The organism is Cylindrospermum sp. FACHB-282 (assembly GCF_014697195.1).
Lineage (GTDB): Bacteria > Cyanobacteriota > Cyanobacteriia > Cyanobacteriales > Nostocaceae > Cylindrospermum.
Map to the genome: position 1 here is coordinate 19,454 of NZ_JACJRJ010000003.1, position 19,996 is coordinate 39,449.

A 19,996-nucleotide genomic window follows, 5' to 3' on the forward strand; every position below is an offset into this window, starting at 1 on the left:
AAGACATTTTCAGTCGGGTTTTAAATCCCCGACTGAAAATGATGCTACCTGTAGAGGTAGGGGTCTTAAACCCTTTGATTTATGATAAAAATGTGATGAATACTAGAAAGATATTCAGCGGATAAGTTTAAATTAAGTCCAGAAAATTCCCTACATCCATCCTCAGAGAGAGAGATTTTAAGAAACTCTTTGTGGAATACTCTAAGAGAGATTTCAAGAAACTACCAGATGCCTACTATCAGCATCAATAAAAAACAAATGTATTACTACGAGCAGGGACAGGGTTTTCCTCTCGTGTTTGGACATAGCTTTCTCTGGGATACAACTATGTGGCAACCTACCATTGAGGCTTTGTCCGCTAATTACCGTTGTATTGTTCCAGATTTGTGGGCACATGGACTTTCAGACTTACCAGATTACAGCCCCTATCCAATGGAAAAAATTGCCGAAGATATGATGAGCTTTTTGGGAGTTCTAGAACTTGAGTGTTTTGTTATAATTGGGCTTTCGGCTGGGGGAATGTGGGGTACTCACCTGGCACTAAATCATCCAGAGTCTGTGGCTGGATTAGTTCTTATGGATACTTATGTTGGTTCTGAATCCAAAGAAAGCCGCACTTATTACTTTCAAATGATGGCAGCAGTTGAGCAGGCAGGACTAATTTCTCCACTGCTTATAGAACAATTGACGCCGCTGTTTTTTTCTCCTTTAACTATGGAGACAAAACCAGATTTTGTGAATACATGGCAACAAAAATTACTATCTCTTAACGCCGAAAAAGTAAGCGCTATGTTTGCCGTAGGCAGTGAGATTGTTAATCGTAATTCGCTGCTAAATCGATTAAAGTACATCACTTGTCCTTGCCTAATTATGGTTGGAGAAAATGACCAAGTCCGACCACTGCATGAATCTATTGAAATGGCCAACCATCTCAAAAATGCTAAATTAGAAATTATTCCCCATGCTGGACATATCAGTAATGTGGATCAGCCAGAAGTTGTTAATGCCATTTTGAAGCAGTTCCTGAGTGAAGCGATTAAGTCTTGAGTTTGATTCCCATCAACTCTATAGCAATTCTAAATGGCTTCCGAACAAAAAAAGATCCCCGACTTCTTCAAGAAGTCGGGGATCTCAGCCAACTTTAGTCTATACAAGTTAATGTAAACAATGGTTAAACACGAACTAGAAAAAGACAATACCGCCTTATTTGAGCAGCTATGGGGGATGACAAATGAACTCCGTCAGAAATTAGACGCTCGTTTTGAGGTACATGCAGATCCATCGACTAAGAACTTACAAAGCTACTCGGCTTTGACTGGAGAAGCGCAGGGATCGCTGAATACTTTCTCTGGTGAAGAAATTGATTGGCTAGTACATTCATGGTTGCGTGATCCCCAATCAGGCTTTTGCAATATGCACCTGACTAATTGGCTAAAACCGCATATCCGTGTTCCCCATTTGGCTTTTGCTTTTGCCACAGTGCCGAAACTATTCTTCTACATGGATTACATACCTCGCAGCGATCTATTTACTAACTTGGACTATTTGGATCGCTATTATGAACCTGTGAATCAGACATACCTGAAATTTCTTGGGGATTCCCGTTTCCAGCAATATATCAGCAAAACGCTGTATATCCGTCAGGCTCAATCCCATACCAGTCTGTGTTACACCAGCCCAGTTACAGAAGAGACAATTGCTGTGGTTGGCACCGTGGCTCATGAGATGATGGATCGTTGGCTGATTTGGGTAGATGAGGCTGAGTCTGTGCCAGATGATGAGCGTGCTGCCTTGTTTGAGCGTGACTTGATTGTACGCCGGGCGATCGCAGAACGCGACCCAGACAACCAAATCGCTGTGAGGCTGTTTGGGGCAGAATTGACAGATAAACTGGTGCGATCGCTATGGGGTGGTGATCGTATCCTGTAATTACATAATATTTATTGGGTCTACATCAATCGTTAAGCTGACAGACAGGGGACAAAGCGATCGCACGAATTCCCAATCTGGTAAATTTGGTAATTCATCGGGGGCAAACTTGATTAATATCTGCCAGCGATAACGATTAGCCACCCGCAAAATACTTGCTGGTGCTGGGCCCAATATCTCAAATCCCTCCCTATCACTCAAAGCTGTGGCGATGATTTGCGCTGTGTTTTGCACTTGAATCGGATCAAGACTGCTTAAACGCAACAAAATCAAGCGCCCATAAGGGGGGTAATTGAGTGCTTGCCGTTGTTCTAATTCGGCATCAGAGAAAGACTGATAATCATGGTGTCGCACCGCCTCAATTACCTGATGTTCTGGGGTGTAAGTTTGCACAATTACCCTCCCTGGATCATCCCCTCTACCCGCCCGGCCAGCAACCTGAGTCAAGGTTTGAAATGCTCGTTCACTGGCGCGATAATCTGATAAATGCAGCAATCCATCCGCAGCGACAACACCCACAAGTGTCACCTGGGGCAAATCCAACCCTTTGGTGAGCATTTGCGTACCCACTAATAAATCTGCTTCTTTGTTAGCAAACTGGGTGAGTAGGGTGCGGTGTGCGCCTTTGTTGCGGGTGGTATCGCTATCAAAACGAATTAATTTCAAATCTGGAAATTGGCGGTTTAATTCCTGGGCTACTCTCTGAGTGCCGCTACCAAAGAATTTCAAGTAAGGAGAACTGCAATCGGGGCAGCTTGGAGGATGCGATCGCACAAAGTTACAGTAATGGCAACGTAATATTTGCGGTGCGACCTCGGTTGTTTGGTGATACGCCAATGACACATCACAGTTGGGACAATCGATCACATATCCACAACTGCGACAAGATACAAAAGTACTATGTCCCCGGCGATGGATAAATAAAATTCCCTGTTGTTGCTTTTCTTTTAGCTCTTGTAGCGCTGACTGTAGCGACCTACTAAATATAGAACGATTTCCCTGTTGCAACTCTTGCCGCATATCCACTATTTCAACTGGCGGTAAAGGGCGGGAATATATTCGCTCAGGTAATGATAGGTAATGAGTCCTATCTTCTCCCTTCTCTTCCCTTGGGGGGGTAGAGGGTGAGGTTCCAGGATTACCCACACTAATCCAACTTTCCAAAGAAGGAGTAGCAGAACCCAAAACCAAGGGGCAATTTTCTAATTCTGCACGCCACTGGGCGACGGTGCGGGCGTGGTAGGTGGGGATTGGGGCATCTTGCTTAAAGCTGCTGTCGTGTTCTTCGTCTAGGATGATTAAACCCAATTTGGGCAATGGGGCGAAAACAGCGCTGCGGGTGCCAATCACAACTTGGGGTTCCCCCGTGAGCATTTGTCGCCAAGTGTCGTACCGTTCACCCTCTGAGAGGGCGCTGTGATAGACGCTGACTTTAGTACCAAATCGGGCGCGGAAACGATCTGTTAGCTGGGGCGTGAGTCCAATTTCTGGCACTAAAACGAGGGCAGATTTACCTTGGTGGAGTAAAGGTGCGATCGCTTGCAAGTAAACCTCTGTTTTGCCCGAACCTGTCACCCCATGCAACAAAACTTGGGCAAATCCATTTAAGGACTGGATGATCTCTAAAGCGCTACCTTGGGCAGATGTTAAGGATTTAGGGCAATCTTGATCGATTACAGGCCCCTGTTCTCTTCGTAATACTTCCTGTTCCTGAATTACAATACAACCCTTCTTTTCTAGCCCTTTCAGGGTGATGGTAGTTGTTTTACACAGATCAAGGAACTCATTTACCCATAACTCACCACCACGATCCCGTAGCACTTTTAAAATTTCCCGTTGGCGTTTGTTAAGGTTAATGTAAAGTCCATCGTCAACGAGTGTAACCGCTAGTTTCGTCTGGGGTCGAGAGTTCCTAGGTAGTTCCACATAGGTTTCTACCCAGCCACGTTGCAGTAATTGCTTCTTTCCTGAATAGAAATCTCCTTTCACCTTGGGCTTGAGGTATTTGAAGCTATAATCCCCATCAGCTTGAGACTGGAGTATTGTTAGTATTTGACGGGCTGCTGAACCCAGGAATTGATCTGCACCATGAGGAATATTTTCAGGCTTAAGGCGAATACGATTCTGGGAACGCTTCAGCAGTCCTGGCGGTAGAGCAGTACGTATCACCTGAATCAGTTTTGTGTAATAGTAGTGTGATACGCGTTCCAGCAGCTTACAGTAGCGATCGCTGAAAAAATTCCCCTGGATTACAGCTTCCACATCTCGAATTTTTTCTGGTGGTAAACCTGCGGGGAGTTGTAATAGCAACCGAATGGCTATCCCTCCCAATTGTTTGGCGCCAAATGGCACACTCACAATATCACCAGGTTTTACTTCTAACCCATCTGGCAATCGATACGTATACAGTTTTTCCCCTATTTCTGCTGCTGTGGCAAAATCTGGAGAGTCTACAAGTACTTCAATCCACTGATCAAGAGTGGTCTGGGATTGGTAAGCCCCCCCAGGTTCGGCCACAACTAAAGAAGATAAATTTACGGCATTAATATACATGGTTTCTAACTTTATAGATAGATATTTGTCACACCTACCTCAAATTAACCTAACTAACTAAATGCTAACTTTTTCTTTGACTACACGTAAACTGTATTTCGCTACACTTTTATTACCCATAATACTTGCTATGTTTCCTTTTATGTAATCTACTAGACAATTTAATGTCTGCTATACGTGCAATAAATATTTGATGCTAACTATACAAATAAAGGCAGTATAGGCTATTTCAGAAACCCTTTCTCTATCTACTGTTAGGGGGAATAGCGTTTTTCCACCTATTGATAGATATTCAACCCTTTTGCTATATGAGATGCTTTGATACAATCAATATCATCCGGATTTTAAGTTACCATTTTGGTAATTTGTATTAATTGGGAAACTTGATCAGGGATGCATAACCCCACCACCAAGATTTTGATTTCTTCAGTGACTCCCGGCATCTAAGCATTAAAAAACTTTAGAAAAATATATGAAAATTTAAGATGTTGGGTTCCTTCCCGGAATTTTTTATATTTGTTAAGGTTGAGAATGTTTGAGGGGTTTGACATATTTGGTGATTCCGAAAAAAAATGAGGAATATATCCGCTGGTAGTCTGCGAAAATAGTTTTGTTGGGTACAAAACACACTATTCGTTATGGATTGTATTCAACCGTAACCCGAAAACTACAGGCAGGCGCTGATTTTCCTTCCTCAAAAGAAATTAGTAAAAGCTTGTGTTTTGCTAGATAAACGGGTGTATTTGTCCCTTAGGGAAAACTACCAAGCCTCAAAGGAGCAGCTATCACTAAATTATGTACCAAACAAAGCAACGATCCCTAAAGGAAACTATGAATATTGCTGAATTGGGAACAATGGAAATACTGGAGAATGCTACTGATCATGAAGAACCATCACTAGATAGTTTAGATCCAGTGGTATATGAAGACTCTCCAATTGTAGAGAATTTGGAATCAGATGAACGAGACGGCGATGAAATGGCGGCGGCCCGTCCCTCTGGATACAATAAAACCGAGCATGATGATGCTGTAGGTGCATTTTTTAAAGAAATGGCCCGTTATCCGCTGCTTAAACCAGATGAAGAGGTAGAGTTAGCGCGGCGAGTCAGGTTTCTAGAAGAAATCAAGGAGTTACAAGAATCCTTGAGCACAGAACTGGGACAGCCAGCGACCAAGCTACAAGTGGCGAAACAGCTAGAAATGACAGAAAAACAACTAGAAAGTCGCTTGTATCAAGGTCGGGTAGCAAAACGCAAAATGATTCGCTCGAATTTGCGGTTGGTAGTCTCAATCGCCAAGCGCTATCTGAATCGGGGAGTACCTTTTCTGGATTTAATTCAGGAAGGAGCAATGGGTTTAAATCGCGCTACAGAGAAGTTTGACCCAGATAAAGGTTATAAGTTCTCTACTTACGCCTATTGGTGGATTAGACAAGCGATTACTAGAGCGATCGCTAATGATGCGCGGACAATCCGCTTACCGATCCATATTGTTGAAAAACTTAACAAACTCAAAAAAGCCCAACGGGAACTCAAGCAAAAACTTTCTCGCAATCCCTCCGAAGCTGAAATGGCAGAAGCTTTGGAAATTACCGTGCAACAACTACGCCAACTACAACAACTACGGCGTCAAGCACTTTCCCTCAACCACCGCGTCGGTAAAGAAGAAGACACGGAATTAATGGACTTGCTAGAGGATGAAGATAACCAATCTCCCGAAGCAAAAATGAACGAAAACATGATGCGTCAGGAGATTTGGGAAGTCTTAGGCGACGTACTCACCCCACGGGAGAAAGACGTGATTTCACTGCGCTATGGACTCACAACCAGCGAACCCTGCACCTTGGAAGAAGTCGGCAATATGTTCAATCTTTCCCGTGAGCGAGTGCGACAAATTCAAAGCAAAGCCATGCGAAAGCTGCGGCGTCCCCACATAGCAAAACGTTTAAAGGGCTGGTTAATCTAAATAGTCATTAGTCATTAGTCATTAGTCATTAGTCAAAAATATTGCACGGTTGACTATAGACTATGGACTATCGACTATAAACTATGGACTAATGACTTCCCGTAGCAATTTGATTTTACGTTTTGCCCAACCAAGTGACTACATTGTACTGTTTGAATTAATTCAGCGACTGGCAGAGTACGAAAAATTATCTCATGCTGTCACGGGCAATGCTCTCACACTCAAAGAGCATCTATTTGGCTCGCCAAAATATATAGAGGCAATCTTAGCAGAATCTGCTGGACAAGCTGTAGGTTTTGCCCTATTTTTTCCTAATTATTCAACCTTTCTGACCAAGCCAGGAATTTATCTGGAAGATTTGTTTGTCTTGCCAGAATATCGCCGCCAAGGCATTGGTAAGGCTCTTTTGACAAAATTAGCCCAGATAGCTCTAGAGCGCAATTATGGACGGTTAGAGTGGAGTGTGTTGGATTGGAATATGTCGGCCCAAGCATTCTACCGCAGCATGGGAGCATCTATTTTAGATGATTGGCGAATTTGTCGCGTCACTGAAGCGGCGCTGACACAGCTAGCAGATAAAGGATGAAGTGGCAAAATTTGGGTCTTGTGTCCTGGATTTTTGATTCTTGATCATTCCTCATTTTTTTTTGGTGATCAAATATGTAAATTTACATAAAGCCAGCATTTCCATCCAAGACAATGATTTTGTGCTAAAACCGATCAATTGAACAACCCCTAAAGCTAAAATTTCCCATCATCAGAGCGAAGTTTGACAGCCTGTCTTTTGACGCGGGTAACTGCACCAAATGAAAATCATAGAGAATATTGCAGCAAATTAGCCGTTTTTTGCAGAGGGAACACGAAATGAAAAAGATTGTTTCAGTATTACTGTTAGGCATAGCTATCTTCACCATTGCCTTCAGTAGCCCAGCTTTGGCAGGAGATATTACCAGTGGAGCTAAAGTATTTACCGCTAATTGTGCCCAGTGTCATGCAGGTGGTAAAAATTTAGTTAATGCAGCCAAAACCCTAAAGAAGGCAGATTTAGAAAAGTACGGTTTGTACTCAGCAGAGGCAATTATTGCCCAAGTTACCAAGGGTAAGGGCGCTATGCCTGCCTTTGGGGCACGTTTAAAAGCGAACCAGATTGAAGATGTAGCCGCCTACGTGTTGGCACAAGCCGATAAAAGCTGGAAGAAGTAAATCAACATCTAGTGTTAGCTATTAATTAACAATTAGCGGGGCTTTTGTCCCGCCAATTTTCTTTATGCCGAAGTTGTCTTTTTGAAGATGCTTATGACTCATTTCTGGCGATTAATTATCAGTGTGATGATTTTTTTGGCTCTAAATTTTTTCACGCCAAGTGCAAATTCATCACCGCTAGCGAACACCCAAATTACAGCTGGTGATTTCTTCCAATTGGGTGTAGAGAATATGCAGCGCGGTAATTATCTGCAAGCTATCGAAAATCTGAATCTAGCGATTCAAAAGCAAAAAGATTTTACCGCAGCTTATAGCGATCGCTGTTTAGCCTACCTTCAACTACAAGATTACCATCAAGCCATTGCAGATTGTACCCAGGCGATAAATTTCGCACCCGATAACTTTGAAGCTTATCTGCACCGGGGACTAGCACACTACAGACAAGGGAATTATCCAGATGCGATTGCTGACCAAAGTCAAGCAATTACCCTGAAACCCTATAATTTCCAAGCTTACTACAACAGAGGGATAGCTCTTGCAGGGGAAAGAAACTACTCAGAGGCGATTGTTGATTACAACCGTGCATTAACTCAAATTCCTCAGACAATCAGTCTATCCCTGGCAGATATCTACAATGACCGAGGTTTAGCCCAAATAGAGTTGCAAAACTCAGAAGCAGCTATAGGTGACTTTAATCTGGCAATTCGTCTCAATGCTAAGGATGACAGAGCCTACTTTAACCGGGGTTGCGCTTGTGGCAGAAACGGGGATCATTTTGGTGCAGCCCGTGACTTTTCTCAAGTCATTAGGCTGAATCCCAGTAATGGACTAGCTTATATTAATCGAGCAGTAGCGCGATATAACTTAGGATACCATCAAAGTGCGATCGCTGATTTACAACAGGCATCTGAATACTTTGGACACCAAGGGCAAAAGTTAGCCTACGAAAAAACTTTAGATTTACTCAAAACTCTGCAACAACAAATATCATCTGAATTGGAAATTGCTAGTCTCTAATTGGATATTTTAAAAGTAGTTGGTTATATATCAAAAGCAATAAGCCAATAGTTCAGATTTATTTACAGAATAACTAAATAAAGCAGATAAATAATTAAACTAGACTTTCTAAGTAACCAATCATTTTTAATGTCAAATAAAGTGAACTATATCATATTATGTACAAAATTACAAATATTTTTTTAACTGCAAACTTGGCATTTTCAATTGGAGTAAAGCTAACCTCTGTCAGTGTTTAGACATACTATGACAGCTTGTCTTTTGACACCCTTTCTAGTAACAGCGACAATTCGCTTAGTAAGTGATATTACCGAGTGTGAGACATCAACATGAATAAGTGTTTTTTTTTGCTTCCAGTTGCTGTACAGAGTTTATTGATAGCCTTTCCTGCTGTTGCTGCTGATAAATTACCCGAAGCAATTTCCGACATTCCTAGTTTGAGTGAAATTGAATTACCCGCTACTAATGCTGAATTACTAACTCAACAAAGTGAAGTTAGGCAAGAAAGTCAGCCAATCCCACAGCAAAATACTGAGCCAACTTCCACAGATGATGCAGACATTTCTATAGAAGCGATTGGGGAAAAAGATACTATCCCTGAGTCCACTCCAACTTATGTTATTGAACAAGAAGAAATTCAAAAGCAAGGTGCGACAAGTGTAGCTGATATTTTAAAAAAAATGCCTGGTTTTGCCATCAATGATGTCGGTCATGGTGCAGATATTCACACAGGTACATACTACCGGGGAGCCTCAATTAATCAATCTGTATTTCTGATTAATGGCAGACCAATTAATACGAATATTAATACTTATCATGGTGGGACTGATTTAAATAGCATTCCCGTAGAGTCCATTGACCGAGTAGAATTATATAGCGGTACTGCCTCCAGTTTATATGGTTCATCAGCCTTTGGGGGAGTTGTGAATATCATCACCAAAGAGGGTTATGGTCAGCCTAAATTAACTGGAAGTGTAGAATTTGGCTCATTGAGTTTAAATAATCAACAGGTAAGTTATGGTGGTTCATCTGGGGCTGTCAAGTACAACTTCAGCTTTGAAAGGTATTTTATAGATAACCGTTACCGCGTTCCTGTGGGTGCAGCAAATCGTGATGCTCAGGGATTTTTATTTAATGCAGATACAGCTACAAGCACCTATTTTGGTAGCATCGGTATAGATTTGAATCAGAAAAATTCTTTGAATCTGGATGTTACTACACTCAGCAGTCGTCGAGGTTTAATTTATTTCGGTTTCCCTCTGCAAAGAGACCGCTTAGACCATGATAATTTGAATGTTGGCTTATCTTGGAAAACTCGACTTGGTAATGGGGAAAATTCTAAGCTCACAACCACAATCGGTTATAACCAAGATTACTTCAGCACTTATGGCCCTACAGTTGTTAGCGGCACAGAATATAACCGTACAGGGGTTTTAGATACACAACAAATCACAGCTAGGGTAGACCATGAGTGGAAACTTACGCCTAATAATCAATTACGCTGGGGATTAGATTTAAAAAACACTGACTTAAACGGTGATGTGTTGAGTAATAACCCTAGTAGAATTGCCAATAATGAAACTGAAAATCGGAGTGTATTGAATACAGCATTATTTGCTGTTAATACTTGGAAGGTTAGCGATATTTTTCAGGTAGATTTAGGGCTAAGACAAAGCTTTGATGGGCAATTTGGCAATTATTTCAACCCCAGTGCGGGGTTACGTTATGCCCTCACACCAGCAGTTGCTGTGCGAGGAAGTTGGGCTGGGGGACAGCGCAATCCTGGCTTAGATCAGTTATATGTTTATGATACGGTTCATGGTTGGGAACCAAACCCCGATTTAAAGCCAGAAACTGGCTCATCTTGGACTGCGGGGGTGGATGTCAAGTTGTCTGAGAATTTATTGGGACAGTTTACTTATTTCGGCAGTAGTTTAGATAATCGATTGGGAGTGATAAATGGGAAATGGGCAAATATTGGCTTAGTAGATACCAGTGGTTTAGAGGCAGCATTACAATTAAAAATTGCTTCTGGCTGGTCAACTTTTCTCAACTATACTTATACAGATGCCCAAATTAAAACCGGAACGGAAAAAGGGTTACAATTAGGTCAGATTCCCTACTCTTCGCTTCAAAGTGGTATTGGTTATCAAAATGCTGGATGGCAAGCTAATTTATATCTGACTTACAATAGTGGCTCTCGTCGGTCTACCTTTGTAAGAACTGGTGACAAAAATACAGATTTTGTCCCATCTTTTGTCAATTTAGATTTGAGTGGACGGATTCCTGTAACTAGCAATTTGGGTGTGATTATTTATTTAGAAAATTTGCTCGATGAGCAATATGAACGAGTTAATCGCATCTACAGTCCTGGCTTTACTTTCCGTGTGGGTTTAAGCTCAAACTTTTAGCTATTGGGTGTAGAGATTTGATAATTTAGGATTGCTAACTAGGTCGGCGTAAAAAATTGAAGGTTTAATGTATTTTCTGACTACATAAACTAAAACTGCCGTCCTTTTTTTTGCGCTTGACAGTAAGGCACAGCAAGTGGGCAAGGTAGTCTGGAAAATCGCCTCTAGCTATTTACACTCCCAAAAACGTCGCGTCCAATGTGAACTTGCCACTCCACAACTCTAGCAGAGTCCGCTAGCATCCCATCCCGCACACGGGGACTACTGTTGACAATGGCTTGAGCCGCTTCAGCATTCTCTGCTTGAATCACCCAAAGCCCGGTTCCATCATGGGGAAAAAACGGGCCGCAGCAGAGTAGTGTTCCTTGTTCATGTTGCTCACGAAACCAAGTCAGTTGATTTTGGTCATGTTCTGGGTGAGCCAATTTATAATCGTAATATTCTGGAATGGTTGCTACGACAACGGCAAAAAGTTTAGACATAATGCTCTTCCAAACTGATTTCAGTAGTAGTATATACGTTAAAAGTGTATTTAAGTAAGTAGGCAAAAAAAATCAAGTTATATTAAGTAAAGTAACAAATTCTGAAATTAGCTCGTAGTGAGCGGCTCTTAGCCCTCACTATCTCCTGTGGTCGACCCTAGGCGTTGGCGCAGCCTTGCCTTTGGCGATACGAGACGCTACGCGAACAAAGTAGGGCTGAAGCCCTTACTACAAACCTTTAATTATTTACGTTGCTCTACTTAGGCAAAATTATTTAAAATTCCTCTGTTTATGCTACAAAATGAAGTTCGGAATCTGGGTTATATATTTCAAATTAATTATAATGGCTAATATGAGAGCCAGAATTGAAAATAAATTACTTTTTATTCACCACGAAGATTTACCAGAGTTTAAGAAGGGCGGTTCTGTGGTCAGGAATTCTTATTTTTGGGCGCTACGTTCAATTGCTGGTCATGCTGGGCGTTATCGTGATTGGGAATATGAATATGAGGTTTGGTTAGCGCTGGCGCGGATGCTGTTGTCGTTTTCTGAATCTGGGTATTTGGGTTATCGAGAAACTATATTGGAGTTTCCTCTATCTCAAGGTGAAATTCCTGATATGTTGCGATTGGTGTCAACTTGGGAATGAAGACTTTCGCCCACTACCTAATAGTTTTAGAAATCTCGAATTTTACTCTTTCATAAATCTCGATTACAGTAGTTTTCATTTATTTAGACCACAGTTTAGAAACGTTGTATACAATGTCTCTACAGGGTTTTTAATTTTCCAACTTGTGGCTCATTTAACTGAAAATCGCTGTAATTTGAGTGATAAATTTGTGCAAAAACCTCATTTGGATAATATCAATTACCGGGGATAATTCCTGCTTAAAAATTCCTCTGCTTCTCCTCTATCTTTAATTACTCCGTCCAAGGTATAAGCCAATAATTCATCCAGCATTTGCCTAAACTGCGGGCCGGGTTTGTAACCTAGTTGTTTTAAATCATTGCCATTTAACAGCGGTTGTAGATTTGCCCACAGAGTGAAATATTGCCAAATCTCATGCCTGATTGCTCGCGGACTTTGCACAGCAATTAAAACTAGTGTGTGCAAGTCGTAGTGTCGCAGTAATTGCACCACCTGACTAGGACGCTGACAAGTGGGCAATGATGCCATTATTTTAGTTTGAGTTTGGGCTAAATTCTTCAATCTGGCGAAGCTGTCATCGGCTAATTGGAGATTTTTTGCCACCTTTGCCCGATATTCTGGTGCTAGGTGGGCAATTAATGCTTCTAGGCGAATTTGCCAGTGAATTAAGGTTTGTTGCGAGTCAAATCGGAGTAAACAACGTTCTAATAAACGTAATTGGCGCAGAAGTTCAACATCTAGTTTTAAGGTAGGATGGATGCACTGTAACGCCCCCAAGTTATCGAGTAACTGCAAAGCAGATTTCCAGTAAGGGGCTTCGAGAATGTGTTTTAATTCTGTTTTTAGACGAGTTTGCAGGGCGGGAGTTTTGCTATTCTCTTGGGAGGTGCGATCGTAAACGCCGCTGTTGATAGCATAGCGGATATACTCTTCTGTTCGCGGTTCTATTTCAAATCCAAAGCGCACAGCAAAACGCACGCCGCGATAAATGCGGGTAGGATCTTCAATAAAGCTGTTAGGGTGTAAAATCCGAATTGCCTTGGCTTGTAAATCTAGTAACCCGCCAAAAAAATCGAGTAATTCCCCAGCACGGGGGGAGGTAAGGCGCAGTGCCATGGCGTTGATGGTAAAATCTCGGCGGTATAAGTCTTGCTGAATGGAACTCGCTTCAACTTCAGGATTGGCTGCTGGGTAAGGATAGAATTCTGTTCTAGAAGTGGCAATATCCATCCATAATGAATCAAATTCTGGGTCTTTGTGCCACAGCAACGCCGCAGTTTGAAAAGCGCCATGAATTTCTAACCGGGCATGAGGATAAAGTTGCTGGAGTGCTTTTGCTAGTTCTACACCTGCACCGACATCTGCGGCTTTGTGAAAACCATCAACTACTAAGTCAATATCTTTAATCATTAAGGTGCCGGCTGCTGCTTCTGCTAATAGCAAGTCCCGCACTGCACCGCCAACAAGATAAAGATGCCAACCGCGTTTTTCTGCTTCTTGGGATGCTGTGGTGAGTAATTGCCATAATTGGGGTGCAAGGCGAGCGTGCAATTCGCTGTTGAGTGATAATGATGGAGACTGGGAACTCAGAATGCTTAATTCACTGCTTGTTTGATGCAATTCCCGCAAGACATCGGTACGAGTAACAATACCGACTAACTGCCCTTTTTCCAATACGGGTAAGCGCCCGATATCATAAGTTACCATCAGCGCCTCAATTTGTGGCAGTGTGGTATCTGGTGTGATTGTCTTCAGATTTGTTGTCATGTAGCCTTTAACTGGTGCATGGCTAAAACCGTGGTGCAAGGCGATATCTAAATCGCGCCGGGAAATAATCCCGACTAATCGTCCTTCGGCATTGACTACAGATAAACCAGAGTGTCCGTAGCGCAACAAAATCCGCTGCGCTTCCGCGATGGTGGTTTCGGGGCGGATGGTGCGGACTGGGGAGGACATCAAATCTCCAGCTGTGGGGGGATGGGGAATTTGCCCTTTTAGCGCGTCTAAGAGTTGGGTTAAAATTGCTTGTGAGTCATTTGTCCGGAGGTTTAGCGATGCTGCTTGGGAATGACCACCACCACCGAAGAATTGAAATAAGAGGTTAAGATTTGTGCCGGGAATTTGCGATCGCCCAATTATTGTGAGTCGCCAATCACCTTCCCCCAAGGGATATACATTCGCCAACAATATGGCGTCAATTTCAGTTAACTCGACGAGTTCCGAAGCAAGACTAGATAACCCCGGTACAAACCCCTCAGTTTTTAGAGTTATCCAAGCGATGGTATATCCCCGTAAACAGAGATATTCTAAATTTTCTAACCCCTCAGTTAATAGCTGCTGCAATTGGGGAGACAAACCGGGATCGCGGTAAGTAGAAATTACCGACAAGCTGGCCCCTTGTTGCATCAACCAAGCCAAAGCTAAAGCATCTCTGGGTGTAGCTTGGTCAAAGGTCAAGGAGCCAGTGTCAACATGGATGCCCAAAGCCATCACAGTTGCCTCGGAGGTCGTGAGGCAAATTTGCCGTTGTTGCAACTGTTCCACCATTAAAGTAGTGGTAGCTCCCACAGGGGAAACATACAATTGCGTAGCGGGAATATCTAGTACTTGTCCTAAGTGATGGTCATAAACTATGATTTCTTTGATCTGGGGTAAATCTAACCACTCGACAGCTTTACCCAGGCGATCGCGCTTTTGCGTATCTACTACAGTTAGGGAACGAATTTTTTCTGGATTGACCGAACGCCGTTCAATCAGCGGATATTCATCCCGATGTAATGCCAAAAAATCCCTTACAGGTGGGTGAGCTCCACCAGTAAGTACAATCTTGCTTCCTGGTAGCAAGCGCGTTAGCCCCACCGCCGCCCCTAAAGCGTCAAAATCAGCTGTTGTGTGGCAAAGAATTAAGTCCATATTGATCAATAGTCTGTTGTCAATGGTCAATGTACTTTATGCCTTAAAAAGGTAATTGGTAAAACTCTTACCCCATCACCAGTCAAGAGTCCCCTTTTCGGTCAGTTGGCAGTGGTAAAAATAAACTACTGACCACTAACCACCAACTAATGTCTATAGTGACGCAATTTCTGATAGCTTAAAAATAGGGGAAAACTATCAGTGTCACCCTTCACGCTCGTTGCCCGCAGTGTCCGCCATGCGGTAGCCTTGGGAGTGTCAATATTTCGCTATCTTGGGAGAAGCAAAAATGACCGTAGTATTCCAAATTTCTTTAATATCTTTAGTTCTGATATCTTTTGTTCTAGTTGTTGGCGTCCCTGTTGTCTACGCCACTCCCCAAAATTGGGTTGAATCTAAAAAACTGCTCTGGGTTGGTTCTGGAGTTTGGATTGCTTTGGTGCTTTTAGTTGGCGTATTAAACTTTTTTGTGGTCTAGGCGACGGCTTTGCCCAGGTACAGCCACATAATATAAAGAATAGAGGAGCAGAAAAGCCAAAGTAAAAGCTCAAAAGACAAAAGGAGAAATTTTTTCCTTTTTCTTTGTTCTTTTTTCCTGATTGTGCTTTCCTGCTCCTCTGCATTGAGAGAAGAAATGTATATTGATTAAGCACTTATAGTGAGTTGAGACAGTTATGGCAGTTTTTGAGGGAAGTTTTACCCATACTCAAACAGATCCTTTACGCTTTGCCCTGGTTATTGGTCGCTTCAATGATCTAGTGACAGTTAAGCTGCTAGAAGGGTGTCAAGACTGCTTGAAACGTCACGGCATCGATACCAATCCCCACGGCAAACAGGTAGACTACGTTTGGGTACCTGGAAGCTTTGAAGTGCCCCTCGTCGCTCGCCAACTGGCACTTTCCCATCGATATGATGCCATAATCTGCTTGGGCGCGGTGATTAAGGGGCAAACGCCTCATTTTGATTACGTATCCTCGGAAGTTGCCAAGGGAATTGCCGCCACTGGCTTTCAAACAGGCGTACCCGTGATTTTTGGCATTTTGACAGTAGACACCATGCAGCAAGCCTTAGAACGGGCAGGGATTAAAAGCAATCATGGCTGGGACTACGCGATGAATGCCTTAGAAATGGCTAGCCTCATGCGGCAATTGCGCTCTAACCTGGCAGAACCATATACTCGTAATGCCCAACCCTTACCAGCGTCCTTAGTCGGTAACTTTGCTCCAGAATCAGAAGAACTGGGCTGAGGCAAGTGCTGAGTCCTGAATGCTGGTTCTCCTGAGTCAACAAATACAAAATTCAGGACTCATCTAAATTAGGGGTTGACAAATAAGAGTTTATTTGAGAAGATAGGATTCATACAGAAATTGCGGGTATAGCTCAGTGGTAGAGCGTCACCTTGCCAAGGTGAATGTCGCGCGTTCGAATCGCGTTACCCGCTTTCAAAAAGATTTAACCGTCGGTCTCAAGCTATGATAAATCTAAACTGGCTTAATTGGACAGTTTTTAGATGCAGCCGACTAGTTATATGTGTCCTTTGCTATACAAGTCTAAAGGTGGCTGTGGAAATAGTAAGATTGTCGGGTGCAATACTTCTTTTGGCAGTCAAATTAGCCAAAATAAGGGGAATAATTATGGAAATGGGCTGATGTTCTGACTATCTCCAATCTCAGCAGATGCCTGTGATCAGCGAGAAAAAATGAGTAGAAATATTTACCAGATGACCTCCAAGGATGAAGAACGGAGAAATCCGGACTGAACCTGAATCACTGGAAAAATATGAGGCTAATTAACAGAATGGTATTTTGGCAGTTTAGAAAAACACGCTCAAGTTATTTAGATCGCTTGTGCAATCTCAAAAACCCGAAAAAATAGACTTAAATACGGATTACACCTGTCCTTGCCGGCGCCGGGGGCAGTTAATTCCGATTACGCTAACAGAAGCATTTGGTTGCGATCGCTGTCAGCAAATATTCGTTGTAGAAGATAATGGTTATGTCCTAGAGCAACTTTCTACCACCTATCCCTACAAACGAGCTTGGCGTTGGACGGGTAAGAGTTGGCGTATTGTCCATCCTCGATTGGCAGAAAGCTATCTGCCGATAGCCCTAGGCATTATTTTCGTGTTAGTCATTATATGGCTACCATTAGCGCTACGATTAGCAAATGGTTCCAGCATTATTGCTTGGGCAATGGTGGCGGTGCTATTAGCTATCCTGCCGGCGCTAATGGTCTGGCTTACCTACAGACCTTAACTCAATGACCGTTGAAGCATTAGATGATTACCCCGAACCAATAAATAGTGCTAAACGCGCTTATCAAGCTTCTCTGAAGCTGGGGATCACAAAGGGAGTAGATCGGAGTCGCGCTGTATTGGCAATGGCGCAGGCCCTTGATCGTTCATTTGACGACATTCTAGAAGCCAATACTTTGGATCTAGAAGCCAGTAGGGAAATGGCTGTGCCTGAGTTGATTTTAGATTGGCTGAAGCTGACTCCCTCCAGGCTAGAAGCCACAGTAGAGATTCTCCAAAGATTGGGGGAATTATCAGATCCACTGCGACGGGTGAGAAACACTGACTATCAACAAGAAGATTCTCAGAGTTATTCTCAGTTAATGCCCTTGGGAGTGATTGGATTTATTTATGAGGCGTTCCCCGATTTAGGAGCGATCGCCGCAGGTTTTTGTATTAAAACTGGTAATAGCCTGATTCTCAAAGGCAGTACAGAAGCGAGTCACTCGAATGCGGCGATCGCAGAAGTGCTGCAAACTGCTATCAGTGAAGTTGGACTACCAGTAGGTTGTGTGGAATTAATCACAGCAGAACATGGTGCTTCCATTCGGGATTTAGTCACCCAAGATCAGTACGTGAATTTAGTAATTCCCTACGGACGTTCTAGCTTAATCCAACAGGTAGTACGCCAGTCAACATGTCCTGTGTTAAAGTCAGCCATGGGCAACTGTTACCTCTACTGGTCGCTAAATGGTAGCTTGGAGATGGTGCGCTGGATGATTCTCGATAGCCATGAGAGCGAACCAGATCCGGTAAACGCCATTGAAAAAGTTTTAATTCATCGTCAATCCTTACCATCTTCCTTATCTGTGCTGTGGAACAGCTTGAAGGAAAAAGGCTTTGAAATCAAAGGGGATGAGGAACTAGTAGAAGCCTTTCCTCAGTTGCAGCTAGCGAAAGAAGGTGAATGGGGAAACCCGTATTTAACCAAGACAGTGGCTTTTAAATTGGTGGATAGCTTAGAAAGTGCGATCGCCTGGATTAATCAATATAGTAGCGGTCATGCCGACAGCATCGTTACAGAATCCTACCAAGAAAGTCGTCAATTTGCCCTAGGAGTCAACACCGCATCCACCTACATCAACGCTTCCCCCCGTTTTTACCGCAACCCCTCGCGGGGAGATTCGGCATTTTTGGGCATGTCAAATCAAAAAGGCCATCGTCGCGGATTTATTAGCTTGGAAAGTTTGACGACTGTTAAGCACATTGTCCAAGGAAATGGACGGTTTTAGCAGTGAGGGGTTAAAACTAGCAGACCGTTTACAATTATCATTAAAGATATTCAGCTACTGCTGACAACAGGCACAATCCCTTAAATATAGAGCGTAAGTGATATGTCTAATCGGCTAAAGCTTTTTAGAGAAAGGATGGCAGCTTTTGAGGGAGCAGCAAATCCATCAGAAGCAATTGAAAGCGGCTACTATGTTCACGCACCAGGAAAATTACTGGTAGATACTATCTCGAATAGAATAGCTCTGCGTCCATTTTCTTCACATCTACTTTTAGGAGGGATTGGATCTGGTAAAACAACTCAATTGTTAGTTGCTTGTAAGCAAATTAATGAAATAGAAGATACTCACGCAATATATGTAGATGTTAGCCTCTATACAGATATTTCTAAAATAACGAGTGGTGTTCTAACTGCAATTGTCGGGTTAGAACTTGCAAATCTGATGAGAGATAGTGAAGATGGAAATGTAAAAAAATATATCAATCACATTAATAAAATTGCATTTGGGTATACAGAAGACATCGATATTAATAAATTGGCATCTGCCTTTACTAAGTCGTCAATATATTGGAAAGTTGAACGTGAAGGTATTATTACTGGTCAATCAAAAACATATGGTGTAAAAGCAGAGTTAGTGCAAGCGGTTAGCAACTTATCTAAAGAAGCTTTAACGAAGTATGGCTATATCGTTTTTTTATTTGATGGATTAGATCGGCTGGATAATGCTCAAACCTTTACACAGATTTTGTCTTCAGATGCAAAAGCTATATCATTTACGGGTATTGGTCTGGTATTAGTAGCCCCTCTAATTGCTATTTATAGTGACTATCGTGATACATTGGATAAAAGTTTAGATTACTTCTACTATCAGCCGTTTTTTGATGTTGAAAATGATTTAGAAGCGTATAATTTTTTTGATAAAATTATTCAAACTCGCTCAATTAAAAATTTTATAGAAGAGCAAGCAATTAAAACACTTATTAATTTTTCTGGTGGAGTTTTACGAGACTTCATTAGTTTGACACAAGCAGCAATTGAGGAAACATATCTATCAGGTGAATATCAGGTACAACAAAAGCAAGTGTTAAAGGCTGTTGATTCTTTTAGTAGAAGTCAATTGCTTGGTATTTCAGATAAAGAGTTGAATATTCTTAAGCAAATTATCAATACAGAAAAACTTATTCCTAAAACTGAATTTATTCCTAGAACTGACGAAGATTTAAGATTACTGGTAAGACGACTAATTCTTGAGTATAGAGATCCCAAAATACGCTATGCAGTTCATCCAGCTATTAAGCCAGTAATTGAAGCAATAATTGAAACAGATGCAAGTTTAAATTTTTAATAATT

16 protein-coding genes and 1 tRNA gene are annotated in these 19,996 nt (G+C 42.2%); 14 read left to right on the forward strand and 3 right to left on the reverse strand.

What is annotated here, in order from left to right:
- The first annotated feature begins 228 nt into the window (after window positions 1-228).
- Together H6G32_RS02145 and H6G32_RS02150 are read left to right on the forward strand one after the other, a co-directional pair.
- Complete coding sequence (locus H6G32_RS02145) at window positions 229-1,047, forward strand: alpha/beta fold hydrolase (protein WP_190454076.1); 819 nt, start codon at window positions 229-231, stop codon at window positions 1,045-1,047.
- Between the two features lie 120 nt (window positions 1,048-1,167).
- The gene (locus H6G32_RS02150) at window positions 1,168-1,929 is read left to right on the forward strand and encodes a red chlorophyll catabolite reductase (protein ID WP_190454079.1); all 762 of its coding nucleotides are present in this window, start codon (window positions 1,168-1,170) and stop codon (window positions 1,927-1,929) included.
- Here the strand turns inward: H6G32_RS02150 and priA are convergent, their stop codons facing one another.
- Window positions 1,930-4,482 carry a primosomal protein N' gene (gene priA, locus H6G32_RS02155; protein WP_190454082.1) on the reverse strand — a complete coding sequence of 851 codons (2,553 nt, stop codon included), beginning with the start codon at window positions 4,480-4,482 and terminating at the stop codon, window positions 1,930-1,932.
- A gap of 795 nt (window positions 4,483-5,277) precedes the next feature.
- Here priA and H6G32_RS02160 point away from each other — a divergent pair.
- The 5 genes from H6G32_RS02160 to H6G32_RS02180 all read left to right on the forward strand — a co-directional run bounded on the left by H6G32_RS02160 (window position 5,278) and on the right by H6G32_RS02180 (window position 11,078).
- Window positions 5,278-6,447, forward strand: a complete 1,170-nt coding sequence (locus H6G32_RS02160) for an RpoD/SigA family RNA polymerase sigma factor (RefSeq protein ID WP_190454085.1) — start codon at window positions 5,278-5,280, stop codon at window positions 6,445-6,447.
- Between the two features lie 91 nt (window positions 6,448-6,538).
- The gene (locus H6G32_RS02165; RefSeq protein ID WP_190454088.1) at window positions 6,539-7,033 is read left to right on the forward strand and encodes a GNAT family N-acetyltransferase; all 495 of its coding nucleotides are present in this window, start codon (window positions 6,539-6,541) and stop codon (window positions 7,031-7,033) included.
- 278 nt (window positions 7,034-7,311) lie between these two features.
- Window positions 7,312-7,650: a cytochrome c6 PetJ gene (gene petJ / locus H6G32_RS02170; RefSeq protein WP_190454090.1), complete on the forward strand. Its 339-nt coding sequence runs from the start codon at window positions 7,312-7,314 to the stop codon at window positions 7,648-7,650.
- Between the two features lie 93 nt (window positions 7,651-7,743).
- Window positions 7,744-8,667, forward strand: coding sequence for a tetratricopeptide repeat protein (locus H6G32_RS02175; protein ID WP_190454093.1), 924 nt, complete (start codon window positions 7,744-7,746; stop codon window positions 8,665-8,667).
- Between the two features lie 329 nt (window positions 8,668-8,996).
- Entirely contained in the window at window positions 8,997-11,078 is a 2,082-nt protein-coding gene (locus H6G32_RS02180) for a TonB-dependent receptor plug domain-containing protein (protein ID WP_190454098.1), read from the forward strand.
- A 164-nt stretch (window positions 11,079-11,242) separates the two neighbouring features.
- Here H6G32_RS02180 and H6G32_RS02185 read toward each other — a convergent pair whose 3' ends face one another.
- Window positions 11,243-11,560 (reverse strand): YciI family protein, encoded by a 318-nt coding sequence (locus tag H6G32_RS02185; RefSeq protein WP_190454101.1) that lies wholly within the window; start codon window positions 11,558-11,560, stop codon window positions 11,243-11,245.
- Window positions 11,561-11,912: 352 nt separating this feature from the next.
- Between H6G32_RS02185 and H6G32_RS02190 the strand changes: the two genes are divergently transcribed.
- The gene (locus tag H6G32_RS02190) at window positions 11,913-12,209 is read left to right on the forward strand and encodes a hypothetical protein (RefSeq protein ID WP_190454490.1); all 297 of its coding nucleotides are present in this window, start codon (window positions 11,913-11,915) and stop codon (window positions 12,207-12,209) included.
- A 219-nt stretch (window positions 12,210-12,428) separates the two neighbouring features.
- Here the strand turns inward: H6G32_RS02190 and H6G32_RS02195 are convergent, their stop codons facing one another.
- On the reverse strand, window positions 12,429-15,122 hold the full coding sequence (locus H6G32_RS02195; RefSeq protein ID WP_190454104.1) for a CBS domain-containing protein: 2,694 nt from the start codon (window positions 15,120-15,122) through the stop codon (window positions 12,429-12,431).
- 289 nt (window positions 15,123-15,411) lie between these two features.
- Here H6G32_RS02195 and psbZ point away from each other — a divergent pair, with 289 nt between their 5' ends.
- The 6 genes from psbZ to H6G32_RS02225 all read left to right on the forward strand — a co-directional run bounded on the left by psbZ (window position 15,412) and on the right by H6G32_RS02225 (window position 19,991).
- On the forward strand, window positions 15,412-15,600 hold the full coding sequence (psbZ, locus tag H6G32_RS02200) for a photosystem II reaction center protein PsbZ (RefSeq protein ID WP_190454106.1): 189 nt from the start codon (window positions 15,412-15,414) through the stop codon (window positions 15,598-15,600).
- 196 nt (window positions 15,601-15,796) lie between these two features.
- Entirely contained in the window at window positions 15,797-16,369 is a 573-nt protein-coding gene (gene ribH, locus H6G32_RS02205) for a 6,7-dimethyl-8-ribityllumazine synthase (RefSeq protein ID WP_190454109.1), read from the forward strand.
- A 122-nt stretch (window positions 16,370-16,491) separates the two neighbouring features.
- Window positions 16,492-16,563, forward strand: a tRNA-Gly gene (locus tag H6G32_RS02210).
- 406 nt (window positions 16,564-16,969) lie between these two features.
- On the forward strand, window positions 16,970-17,377 hold the full coding sequence (locus H6G32_RS02215) for a hypothetical protein (RefSeq protein ID WP_190454112.1): 408 nt from the start codon (window positions 16,970-16,972) through the stop codon (window positions 17,375-17,377).
- 4 nt (window positions 17,378-17,381) lie between these two features.
- Window positions 17,382-18,647, forward strand: a complete 1,266-nt coding sequence (locus H6G32_RS02220) for a glutamate-5-semialdehyde dehydrogenase (protein ID WP_190454115.1) — start codon at window positions 17,382-17,384, stop codon at window positions 18,645-18,647.
- Between the two features lie 102 nt (window positions 18,648-18,749).
- Window positions 18,750-19,991, forward strand: a complete 1,242-nt coding sequence (locus H6G32_RS02225; protein WP_190454118.1) for a hypothetical protein — start codon at window positions 18,750-18,752, stop codon at window positions 19,989-19,991.
- Window positions 19,992-19,996: the final 5 nt, after the last annotated feature.